Origin of the sequence: Klebsiella sp. CN_Kp106 (assembly GCF_040064575.1) — a bacterium.
Lineage (GTDB): Bacteria > Pseudomonadota > Gammaproteobacteria > Enterobacterales > Enterobacteriaceae > Klebsiella > Klebsiella michiganensis.
The window spans coordinates 268,879-280,818 of record NZ_JBEAIG010000001.1; the positions used below are offsets into that span (position 1 = coordinate 268,879).

The following is an 11,940-nucleotide window of genomic DNA, read 5'->3' on the forward strand; positions in this document are numbered from 1 at the left end:
CGAAGCAGCACGTAATTATTGTTGCTGATCGATAATGTCGCCGAGCTTAATTTTCGCCGCTTTACGCAGGTTGCTCATCAGCGCTTCGAAAGCGATCTGGGCGTTATTCTGGGTGATCCCCTGAATCATCGCTTTTTTCTGCTCTTCCGGCATCGTACCCGCTTTCACTTCGTCCAGCGCCAGCAGCACCACGTTGCCCTGCAGATCGGAGCCCACGCCGTAGCTTGGCTTACCTGCCTGCGGCAGCGGAAGTGCAAAGACGGACTGGCTCAGCGCTTCCTGACCGGTGCGTGACAGCGTCTGCGGCGCACCAAAGCTCAGGCCTGCGGCTTTCATCGCTTCATCGCCTTTACCCTCTTTCAGGGCCGTCAGCAGCTTGTCGGCATCCAGCTTCGCCTGCTGTTCCGCTTTCGTGTGCTTAACAATATCGCTCACCTGCGCTTTTACATCCGCCAGCGGTTTCACCGCTTCCGGTTTATGCTCGCTGATTCGCAGAACAAACGCACGATCGCCGTCGACGGTGATGATATCGGAGTTGCTGCCCGGCGTGCCGTTTTCGCCCACGAGGCCGCCGTTGAAGATAGCTTCAGAGACCGGCTTGAAATTCAGCTCTTGCGGCAGGCTGTCGCGGCCAAACCAGCCGGTTTCAACCACTTTAAGACCGGCAACCTGGGCTGCGCCCGCCAGCGACTCGTTATCGTTGCTCGCCGCATCGCTCACTTTCTGCTGCAGGGCATAGTACGCATCCAGGGCTTTTTCCTGCTTCACTTTCGCCGCAATATCGTCGCGAACCTCAGCCAGCGGTTTAACCTGTGCTGCCTGAACATCGTCCAGACGGGCAACCAGGAACCCAACGGAGGATTTAATTACGCCAGAAAGCTGGCCTTTTTCTTTCAGACCGGCCTCTTTCAGCTCTGGCACGGTCGCCGCATCTTCCAGCCACCCCATATCACCGCCGCTGCGGGCAGAGATAATATCGGTTGATTTTTCTTTGGCCAGCGTGGCGAAGTCAGCGCCTTTCTTCAGCTCATCAAGCACCGCCTGCGCATCCGCTTCGGTTTTGGTCTGGATGATGCTGTAGCGGTTACGCTGCGGCTGAGTGAACTGATCCTGATGCTGGTCGTACCATGACTGAATTTCTTCGTCAGAGACGTTTTCCTGCATGCTGGCAGCGTCCATCTTGATGTAGCTGACGCGGAACTGCTCAGGCGCCATAAAACGCGCCTGGTTCTGCTGGTAGAACGCGTTGATTTCATCGTCGGTAGCGGTTTGCTTCGCCGCCAGCGCGTTCACGTCGAGAGTGGCTTCACGGACGACGCGCTGTTGAGAAACCAGCGCCGCCAGCTGGTCGGATTCGCCCGGCAGCATAAAGTCGGTACCGGCTACGGCGTTGATCAGCTGCTGAGTCGTCAGCTGATTACGAAGCGCCTGCGCGTACTGATCCGTCGTCATCCCCATCTGATTAACAATACGGCTGAAGCGCTCGTTATCAAATTTGCCATCCGCCTGGAAAGCCTGGGTCTGGAAGATAGCCTGCTTCACCTGGTCGTCGCTGATGTTGAGACCCAGTTCACGGGCATACTGATCGAGCAGCGCCTCGTCAATCAGACGGTTCAGCACCTGCTGACGCATGGTCTTCATGTAATTTTCATTGGCCGCCAGTTCTGAGAACTGGTCGCCAAGCTGCTGCTGCATGCGATTACGCTCGCTGGCAACGGCATTTTCAAACTGTGCGCGACCAATCTCCTGGTCATTAACTTTTGCGGCATAGTTGTTACCACCGCCAATCAGGTAACCACTCACCCCGGTCAAAATGAACGAGACGATAATGATACCGAAAATAATCTTGAGCACGACGCTGTTGGCGGCCGTGCGTAGGTTGTCCATCATGGTGTAACAACGCTCCGCTGTAGATGACTTTAGCTCGCGCAGCATAGCATGTGATGGCCGCCGCGCGTGAGGACGTATTTTGACAAGAAAACGGGGTGATTGTCAGCCCACAAGTGCGTATAAAGTCACATTAAGTCTCATTCTGGCAAATAAAAAAGGCACATCTTACGATGCGCCCTTGTACTTCGTCACAGACCCCAGTGGGGAAGTCGATCAGTTTACCGCGTCTTTCAGCGCTTTACCTGCACGGAAACCCGGTACTTTAGCAGCAGCAATGGTGATTTCTTTGCCTGTTTGCGGATTGCGACCGGTACGGGCAGCGCGCTCTTTAACAGCAAAAGTACCAAACCCTACCAGCGCAACGTCATCCCCAGCCTGCAGAGATTCAGTAACAGAAGCGATTAAAGCATCTAACGCACGTCCAGCTGCGGCTTTAGAAATGTCCGCACCGGCAGCAATTTTGTCAATCAGTTGAGATTTATTCACTGTTCTCTTCCTCTCTTTATAATTTATATCGCACCAGAATCCTTCGTGGCGCGACCGCGCAGCAGTTATATCAGGACTGTCATGCCCTTACAACAGAGTTGTAATTGACCCCCCTGCCAGCGATCTAAGTTAGCTACACAAAAAAAGGCTGGCAAGTACGAATTTACTTACCAGCCCTATTTTTCTTAGCGCAATTTGCGCGAAATCACTATTTTGCCGTGACGACTTCCATACCAAACGGCTCGTTCTGCAGTGCAAGTGCCAGAACTTCCTCGATTCGTTTCACCGGATGGATATCTAAATCGGCGATAACGTTATCTGGAATTTCTTCAAGGTCACGTTTGTTTTCATCAGGAATCAGAACAGTCTTAATGCCGCCGCGGTGCGCGGCCAGCAGTTTTTCCTTCAGACCACCGATTGGCAACACCTGGCCACGGAGGGTAATTTCCCCGGTCATCGCCACATCGGCGCGCACAGGATTGCCCGTCAGACAGGAAACCAGCGCGGTACACATCGCGATACCTGCGCTTGGGCCATCTTTCGGCGTAGCACCTTCCGGCACGTGCACGTGAATATCGCGTTTTTCGTAAAAGTCTGAGTTGATACCCAGCTTATCCGCACGCGAACGCACCACGGTCAGCGCAGCCTGGATGGACTCCTGCATCACCTCACCCAGTGAACCGGTATAGGTCAGCTTACCTTTGCCCGGAACGCAGGCGGTTTCAATGGTCAGCAGATCGCCGCCCACTTCCGTCCACGCCAGACCCGTCACCTGACCCACGCGGTTTTCGCTATCCGCCCGGCCATAGTCATAGCGCTGCACGCCAAGGAAGTCATGCAGGTTGTCGCCGTTAATCTCGATGTGCTTCAGCGATTTATCCAGCAGCAGCTGTTTTACCGCCTTACGGCACAGTTTCGAGATTTCGCGCTCCAGACCACGCACGCCCGCTTCACGCGTGTAGTAGCGGATAATGCCGATAATCGCGCTGTCATCCACCGTCAGCTCGCCTTTTTTGAGCGCGTTACGCTCAATCTGTTTTGACAGCAGGTGGCGTTTGGCGATGTTCAGCTTCTCATCTTCGGTGTAGCCGGAGAGACGGATCACTTCCATACGATCCAGCAGCGGCGCCGGAATGTTCATGGAGTTGGAGGTCGCGACAAACATCACGTCGCTGAGATCGTAATCCACTTCCAGATAGTGATCGTTAAAGGCCACGTTCTGTTCCGGATCCAACACCTCCAGCAGCGCCGAGGCCGGATCGCCGCGCATGTCCGAAGACATCTTGTCGATCTCATCCAGTAAGAACAGCGGGTTTTTAACGCCCACTTTGGCCATTTTCTGGATCAGTTTGCCCGGCATTGAGCCAATATAGGTACGACGGTGACCGCGGATTTCCGCTTCATCGCGCACGCCGCCCAGCGCCATACGCACGTACTTACGTCCGGTGGCTTTGGCGATGGACTGGCCGAGAGAGGTTTTACCGACCCCCGGAGGCCCAACCAGGCACAGGATCGGCCCTTTGAGCTTGTTAACACGGCTCTGCACCGCGAGGTACTCAAGAATACGATCCTTCACGCGCTCGAGGCCGTAGTGGTCGGTGTCGAGGATCTCCTGAGCCTGACGCAGGTCTTTTTTGACCTTGCTGCGGGCGTTCCACGGTACCTGCACCATCCAGTCGATGTAGCCGCGAACGACGGTCGCTTCCGCCGACATCGGGGACATCATTTTCAGCTTCTGCAGTTCCGCTTCGGTTTTCTCTTTTGCCTCTTTCGGCATTTTCGCCGCGTCGATCTTACGCTTCAGCGCTTCGTTCTCGTCCGGGGCGTCGTCCATCTCGCCGAGCTCTTTTTGAATGGCTTTCATTTGCTCATTCAGATAGTACTCGCGCTGAGATTTCTCCATCTGTTTTTTCACGCGGTTGCGAATGCGCTTCTCAACCTGCAGCAGATCGATTTCCGACTCCATCATCGCCATCAGATATTCCAGACGTTCGTTAACGTCGGACATCTCCAGCACGGACTGTTTGTCCGCCAGCTTCAGCGGCATATGCGCAGCGATGGTATCCGCCAGGCGCGCCGGATCGTCAATGCTATTCAGCGACGTCAGCACTTCCGGTGGGATTTTCTTGTTCAGCTTGATGTAGCCTTCAAACTGGCTGATGGCCGTACGAACCAGCACTTCCTGCTCGCGTTCGTCAATGGCCGGCGATTCAAGATATTCAGCCTTCGCCGAAAAATGCTCACCGTTATCAGACAGCGCAGAGATGCGCGCGCGCTGCAAACCTTCGACCAGCACTTTGACAGTACCGTCCGGTAGCTTCAGCATTTGCAAAATAGACGCCACGGTCCCGACGGTGAAAAGATCGTTTACACCCGGCTCATCCGTCGAGGCTTCTTTCTGCGCAACCAGCATGATTTTTTTATCATGATCCATGGCTGCTTCGAGGCAACGGATAGATTTTTCCCGCCCTACAAACAGGGGTATGACCATGTGCGGATAAACCACCACATCGCGCAACGGCAATACGGGGATTTCAATGCGTTCAGAACGCTCAGGATTCATAGAGCTCTCTCTTAGTTTAAAGTCCGCCAGGTAGCCGACGACGCAACTCAACGACGCGTCGCCGTTAATATGTAAACCAGTATATGGGGATGTATTCCATACATTCAACGGCGGGAATGCAGGAAAAATAAAAGGGGAGATAAAATCCCCCCTTTTTGTTAACTGCTTGAGCAAAATGGTTAATTATTCACCAGATGCCTGCTGCGCTTCCGGTTTGCCGTAAATCAGCAGCGGCTTGCTCTGGCCATCGATAACCGAAGCGTCGATGACCACTTTTTCTACGTCTTCCATTGACGGAAGATCGTACATGGTATCAAGCAGCGCGGCTTCAACGATAGAACGCAGACCGCGAGCCCCGGTTTTACGCGCCATCGCTTTCTTAGCGATGGCGTCCAGCGCTTCGTCGCGGAATTCCAGCTCAGCGCCTTCCAGGCTGAACAGCGCCTGATACTGCTTGGTCAGGGCGTTTTTCGGCTCTTTGAGGATCTGAATCAGCGCTTCTTCGCTCAGCTCGCTCAGGGTCGCCACAACCGGCAGACGCCCGATGAACTCAGGAATCAGGCCAAACTTGATCAGATCTTCCGGCTCAACCTGCGACAGCAGCTCGCCTTCGCTGGCTTTGTCAGACTTCGCCTTGACCGTCGCGCCGAAACCAATACCTGAACCGGTTTCAACACGGTGGGAAATGACCTTATCCAGACCGGCAAAGGCGCCGCCGCAGATGAACAGGATCTTAGAGGTATCAACCTGCAGGAACTCCTGCTGCGGATGCTTACGCCCGCCCTGCGGCGGAACCGCGGCAACGGTACCTTCAATAAGCTTCAGCAGCGCCTGCTGCACGCCTTCGCCGGAAACATCGCGAGTGATCGACGGGTTATCCGATTTACGGGAAATTTTGTCGATTTCATCAATGTAGACGATACCGCGCTGGGCTTTCTGTACGTCGTAGTCGCACTTCTGCAGCAGCTTCTGGATGATGTTCTCAACGTCTTCACCCACGTAGCCGGCTTCGGTCAGGGTGGTGGCATCCGCCATGGTGAAAGGCACATCCAGCAGGCGCGCGAGCGTTTCCGCCAGCAGCGTTTTACCGGAACCGGTCGGCCCGATCAGCAGAATGTTACTTTTGCCCAGTTCAACGCCGTTGCTGGTGTCGCCATTGCGCAGACGTTTGTAGTGATTGTATACCGCCACCGCCAGCACTTTTTTCGCCGGCTCCTGGCCGATAACGTAATCGTCCAGATGATGGCGAATTTCGTGCGGCGTCGGCAGCGCGCTGCGCTCGCGATGCGGCGCAACTTCTTTAATTTCTTCGCGAATGATGTCGTTACATAAATCAACGCATTCGTCGCAGATATACACGGATGGCCCGGCGATTAGCTTACGCACTTCATGCTGGCTTTTGCCGCAAAAAGAGCAGTACAACAGTTTGCCCGAACCATCTTTGCGTTTATCTGTCATGAGTCCAAACCTCTTATTAAGTTCTTTGTGCCGCACACGACGACGCAAATGCCATTCTCAGGCGCAAACCGCTGTGAAGCGTTGTGCCGCCCTCTTTCAAACAAGTATAGCGGCACCCTTGCGCCTGGGGCATCAATTACGATGAGTCAAAATAGAGTCAACGAGGCCGTATTCCACTGCTTCTGAGGCAGACAGGAAGCGATCGCGCTCGGTATCGCGCTCGATCTGCTCAAGGGATTGACCCGTATGATGTGCCATCAGTTCATTCATGCGACCTTTCACTTTCAGGATTTCGCGGGCGTGGATTTCGATATCCGTCGCCTGGCCCTGGTAGCCGCCCAGCGGCTGGTGAATCATCACGCGGGAGTTCGGCAGGCAGAAACGTTTGCCTTTCGCCCCGGCGGTCAGCAGGAACGCGCCCATTGAGGCCGCCTGGCCCATACAAATGGTGCTCACGTCAGGCTTGATGAACTGCATGGTGTCATAGATAGACATCCCGGCGGTAATCACCCCGCCCGGAGAGTTAATGTACAGATAGATATCTTTTTCCGGGTTTTCCGCTTCCAGAAACAGCATCTGCGCCACGATCAGGTTAGCCATGTGGTCTTCTACCTGGCCGGTCAGAAAAATGACGCGCTCCTTGAGCAGACGGGAGTAAATATCAAATGAACGTTCGCCGCGTGAGGTCTGTTCAATGACCATCGGCACCAGGGCCATATGGGGTGCAAAGTTGTCTCGTTCGCCACTGTATGACATTTCCGTCTCCTGGATTAATTTGAAAAAAACCGCTGCACTGATTGTAACCTTACGGACGGATTATCAGCCAGAATTTCTGCCGTCGGGCAGAAGTGCATAGATGCACGCTTCATTACGGCGCATGATTATGCCAATGCAGTTACGTCTCCCGGTTATGGGGATGACGTCGCCATAATTCAAGCATAACAATCTTTTGTCGTAACGCTATCACTGAAATCGCCTTTTCGCACTCATCCTAAGGCTATCATTGCAATAAAAAAACCCGCAGCCTTTCGGCAACGGGTTTTTGCTCAAACCTTAAACCTTGGGGCGAAATTACGCCTGCTGGTTCATCAGTTCGCTGAAGGAAGTGGCTTTTTCAGACACTTTAGCTTTCGCCAGCACGGCTTCAACGGCCTGCTCTTCCAGCGCGACGTTGCGCATGTTGTCCATCAGCTCTTTGTTTTTGCTGTAGAACTCAACCACTTCTTTCGGATCTTCGTAAGCAGAAGCCATCTCTTCGATCAGGCCTTTAACGCGATCTTCGTCAGCTTTCAGCTCGTTGGTACGAATCACTTCGCCCAGCAGCAGGCCAACAACAACGCGGCGTTTAGCCTGCTCTTCGAACAGCTCACGCGGCAGCTCCAGAGCCTGTTTCTCGTTACCGCCGAAACGCTGAGCAGCCTGACGACGCAGAACGTCGATTTCACTGTCGATCAGCGCAGCCGGAACGTCGATATCGTTAGCTTTAACCAGACCTTCGATAGCCTGAGATTTAACGCGGTTACGCACGGCGCCTTTCAGCTCGCGCTCCATGTTTTTACGCACTTCAGCGCGCAGCCCGGCTACGGAACCATCTTCAACGCCGAAACGTTTGATGAACTCTTCAGTCAGCTCTGGCAGTTCACGTTCTTCAACTTTCTTCAGGTTGATAACGAACTTGGCCGCTTTACCTTTCAGGTTTTCAGCGTGGTACTCTTCCGGGAAGGTCACGTCGATGGTGAACTCTTCGCCAGCCTTGTGACCTTTGATACCGTCTTCAAAGCCCGGGATCATACGGCCCTGGCCCATCGCCAGTACGAAGTCAGAGGCTTTGCCGCCTTCGAACTCTTCGCCGTCAACGGAACCGGTGAAATCAACGGTAACGCGATCTTCTGCATCAACAGCGCCGTCTTTGTCTTTCCAGTTCGCCTGCTGCTTGCGCAGAGTATCCAGCATGGTGTCAACGTCAGCATCGGTCACTTCAACAACCGGTTTTTCAACTTCGATCGCTTCCAGACCCTGCAGTTCAACTTCCGGATAAACTTCGAACTCTACCGCGTAGGTGAAGTCTTCACCCAGCTTGTATTCGCCCGGAACGTAGTTCGGCGCGCCGGCCGGATTAATTTTTTCTTTGATGATCGCGTCAACGAAGTTACGGCTCATCAGGTCACCCAGCACGTCCTGGCGAACAGATGCGCCATAACGCTGAGCAACAACATTCATCGGCACTTTGCCTTTACGGAAGCCGTCAATGCGAACTTTTTTCGCTACGTTGACCAGCTCGCTTTTGACAGCATTCTCGATGCTGTCAGCGGCGATAGTAATCGTTACACGGCGCCCAAGGCCCTGAGTGGTTTCAACTGAAACTTGCATCTTGTTACCTCAAAAAAATCACAGTGCTCGGTCAACTCTGGAAGCGCGAACAGGTTGCTTCGCAGAACCGGGATGCCCTCTTCAAATCAGAAACACATTCCCTGTCGTCAGAATCATCCCGAAGACATTCATAATAAAAGACGCGGCATTATAGCGGCATCACTTTTGTGAGTCGAGAACGGTTGTCGCCCACTGCTGCGGCTTTTTTCACATTTCCCGAGCAAATTTGCCTGTAAATATGCGTGAATTGCACATTTTTCAGGCAAAACAAAACGGCCCGCAGGCCGTTTTCTCATAAATCTTCACGCAACATACTGGAAAAGCTCCAGCGGTTGCAAATGCGATTTCTACGCGATACTTCCAGCCCCGCGACAAGGAGGAGAAGCAAAGACGGTATCCTGTAGCCCTTCCCACTCTTTGATTGTATAGGTATGCAACGCCAGAGCGTGCACGGTGCTTGATAGTTCCTCAGTCAACGTTCCGTAAATCATACGGTGACGATTAAGAAAACGCTCGCCAAGGAAGCGATCGCTCACCAACACCACTTTAAAATGACTTTCAGAGCCCGCAGGAACGTTGTGGCGATAGCTTTCATCCACGACTTCAAGATACACCGGGTCGAACGCTGCCCTAAGTTTTGCTTCGATCTGTTCACGTATCATCATGAATTTTCTCCTCCGACAACGCTGTATTGCCGCCATTCCCTTTAAATGTTAGCCGCTTTTACCGCTTCCATTGGGCGAAAACAACAAAAAATTAGCATTCCTCTGATATTTTCATGCAAAAGTATCGGCTTTAGTGGTTCGGTGTCCTGAAAGCCCTGCCTGCGTTGCGATAAGAGATGCAGTCAGGACAGAAAACGCACAAGGCGATGAATTTACATGCGTTGCCACTTCCCCTTGCCGTTGGCGATGTTATGATGGCGGGAATTTTCCTCATTACCACTCCACCATGCGTTGAGACCCTGAACATGTTTAAGAAAATTCTTTTTCCTTTGGTCGCGCTGTTTATGCTGGCCGGATGCGCCACTCCGCCGACCACCATTGATGTTTCACCGAAAATCACCCTGCCACAGCAGGATCCCAGCCTGATGGGCGTGACCGTCAGCATTAACGGCGCCGATCAGCGTCCGGATCAGGCGCTGGCGAAAGTCACCCGCGATAACCAACAGGTTACGCTCACCGCCTCCCGCGACCTGCGCTTCCTGTTGCAGGAAGTGCTCGAGAAACAGATGACCTCGCGTGGCTATATGATTGGCCCGAACGGCGCCGTGGATCTGCAAATCATCGTGAATAAACTGTACGCCGACGTTTCTCAGGGCAACGTGCGTTACAACATTGCGACTAAAGCCGATATTGCGATCGTTGCCACTGCCGCCAACGGCAATAAGATGACGAAAAACTATCGTGCCAGCTACTCTGTTGAAGGCGCCTTCCAGGCCTCGAATAAAAATATCGCCGATGCGGTTAATAGCGTCATGACCGATACCATTAGTGATATGGCGCAGGACACCAGCATTCACGATTTCATCAAGCAAAACGCGCGTTAATTTAAGTCGCAGACCCGGCCTCGCGCCGGGTCTGCACGACATGCCATGTCTAATCATTACTTACGCATTTTCACGCAGCCAAAATCAGCTATCCTGCTGATCCTCGGTTTTGCCTCGGGATTACCGCTCGCCCTCACCTCCGGCACGCTGCAGGCGTGGATGACCGTTGAAAACATCGATCTGAAAACTATCGGTTTTTTCTCGCTCGTCGGCCAGGCCTACGTCTTTAAGTTCCTCTGGTCGCCGGTGATGGACCGCTATACGCCGCCGTTTCTCGGCCGTCGTCGCGGCTGGCTGCTGGCGACCCAGTTTCTGCTCCTTATCGCCATTGCGGCGATGGGTTTCCTTGAACCGTCCACGCAGCTGCGCTGGATGGCAGCGCTGGCGGTGGTCATCGCCTTTTGTTCCGCCTCTCAGGATATCGTATTTGACGCGTGGAAAACTGACGTGCTGGCCGCGGAAGAGCGAGGCACCGGAGCGGCAATCAGCGTGCTGGGCTATCGTCTGGGGATGCTGGTCTCCGGCGGGCTGGCGCTCTGGCTGGCCGATCGCTGGCTGGGTTGGCAGGGGATGTACTGCCTGATGGCCGCGCTGCTGATCCCCTGCATTATCGCCACGCTGCTGGCGCCGGAACCCAGCGACGTTATTCCGGTGCCGAAGACGCTGGAGCAGGCCGTCGCCGCACCGCTACGCGACTTCTTCGGCCGCAATAATGCCTGGCTTATTCTGCTGCTGATCGTCCTTTATAAGCTTGGCGACGCGTTTGCCATGAGCCTGACCACCACGTTCCTGATTCGCGGCGTCGGTTTCGATGCGGGTGAAGTGGGAATGGTGAATAAAACGCTCGGCCTGTTCGCCACGATTATCGGCGCGCTTTACGGCGGCGTGCTCATGCAGCGCCTGACGTTGTTCCGCGCGCTGCTGATTTTCGGCCTGTTGCAGGGGGTATCCAACGCCGGATACTGGCTGCTCTCAATTACCGATAAACACCTTTTCTCCATGGCGACGGCGGTGTTTTTCGAAAATCTGTGCGGCGGGATGGGCACCGCGGCGTTCGTCGCGCTGCTGATGACGCTGTGCAATAAATCGTTTTCAGCCACCCAGTTTGCCCTGCTCTCAGCGCTCTCTGCCGTTGGGCGCGTGTACGTTGGGCCTATCGCCGGCTGGTTTGTTGAAGCCCACGGCTGGCCTACCTTCTATCTCTTTTCCGTCGTCGCCGCGGTGCCGGGGATTTTGCTGCTGTTAATTTGCCGGCGTACGCTGGAACACACTCAGCGCTCAGAAAGCTTTATGCCGCGCACGCGCTTTCCGCAGACCTACGGGCTGGCATTAATTATTCTGGCTGCTGGCTGCCTGATGCTGGCGATTTGGCTGCTGCTGCTGGCGCTCAACGCGCTGGATTACACCAACTTCTCCTTCCTTGCCGGCCTGCTTGAGATCGCCGTACTCACCGCCGTCGCGGGTATTTTACTCGGCGCCTTCCTTGACTATCTGGCATTACGTAAAACCGAGCTGATTTAAATCAGCGCAGAAACGTACGTGGACGTTGTAATTACTAAACGTAATTATAACGTCTTATTAACGATTTTATATTCATCGTAGCCGATTTGTTGTTTTGTGCGTT

At 53.9% G+C, this 11,940-nt stretch carries 9 protein-coding genes; 2 read left to right on the forward strand and 7 right to left on the reverse strand.

Annotated elements, in window-relative coordinates; translation table 11 throughout:
• Nucleotides 1–15: 15 nt before the first annotated feature.
• The 7 genes from ppiD to bolA all read right to left on the reverse strand — a co-directional run bounded on the left by ppiD (nucleotide 16) and on the right by bolA (nucleotide 9,432).
• Nucleotides 16–1,890, reverse strand: coding sequence for a peptidylprolyl isomerase (gene ppiD, locus ABLU96_RS01200; protein ID WP_064405102.1), 1,875 nt, complete (start codon nucleotides 1,888–1,890; stop codon nucleotides 16–18).
• Between the two features lie 213 nt (nucleotides 1,891–2,103).
• Nucleotides 2,104–2,376, reverse strand: a complete 273-nt coding sequence (hupB, locus tag ABLU96_RS01205) for a nucleoid-associated protein HU-beta (protein WP_002444653.1) — start codon at nucleotides 2,374–2,376, stop codon at nucleotides 2,104–2,106.
• A gap of 208 nt (nucleotides 2,377–2,584) precedes the next feature.
• Nucleotides 2,585–4,939 (reverse strand): endopeptidase La, encoded by a 2,355-nt coding sequence (gene lon, locus ABLU96_RS01210; RefSeq protein WP_004099539.1) that lies wholly within the window; start codon nucleotides 4,937–4,939, stop codon nucleotides 2,585–2,587.
• 183 nt (nucleotides 4,940–5,122) lie between these two features.
• Nucleotides 5,123–6,397, reverse strand: a complete 1,275-nt coding sequence (gene clpX / locus ABLU96_RS01215) for an ATP-dependent protease ATP-binding subunit ClpX (RefSeq protein ID WP_004099538.1) — start codon at nucleotides 6,395–6,397, stop codon at nucleotides 5,123–5,125.
• 132 nt (nucleotides 6,398–6,529) lie between these two features.
• Nucleotides 6,530–7,153: an ATP-dependent Clp endopeptidase proteolytic subunit ClpP gene (gene clpP, locus ABLU96_RS01220; RefSeq protein ID WP_003021624.1), complete on the reverse strand. Its 624-nt coding sequence runs from the start codon at nucleotides 7,151–7,153 to the stop codon at nucleotides 6,530–6,532.
• 315 nt (nucleotides 7,154–7,468) lie between these two features.
• Nucleotides 7,469–8,767, reverse strand: coding sequence for a trigger factor (gene tig, locus ABLU96_RS01225; RefSeq protein ID WP_004848255.1), 1,299 nt, complete (start codon nucleotides 8,765–8,767; stop codon nucleotides 7,469–7,471).
• A 347-nt stretch (nucleotides 8,768–9,114) separates the two neighbouring features.
• Nucleotides 9,115–9,432 (reverse strand): transcriptional regulator BolA, encoded by a 318-nt coding sequence (bolA, locus tag ABLU96_RS01230; protein WP_004133447.1) that lies wholly within the window; start codon nucleotides 9,430–9,432, stop codon nucleotides 9,115–9,117.
• Between the two features lie 305 nt (nucleotides 9,433–9,737).
• Here bolA and ABLU96_RS01235 point away from each other — a divergent pair, with 305 nt between their 5' ends.
• Together ABLU96_RS01235 and ampG are read left to right on the forward strand one after the other, a co-directional pair.
• A complete protein-coding gene (locus ABLU96_RS01235; protein WP_004848253.1) occupies nucleotides 9,738–10,316 on the forward strand; it encodes a lipoprotein in 579 nt (192 codons plus the stop codon).
• A 45-nt stretch (nucleotides 10,317–10,361) separates the two neighbouring features.
• Nucleotides 10,362–11,837, forward strand: coding sequence for a muropeptide MFS transporter AmpG (gene ampG / locus ABLU96_RS01240; protein WP_348862262.1), 1,476 nt, complete (start codon nucleotides 10,362–10,364; stop codon nucleotides 11,835–11,837).
• Nucleotides 11,838–11,940: the final 103 nt, after the last annotated feature.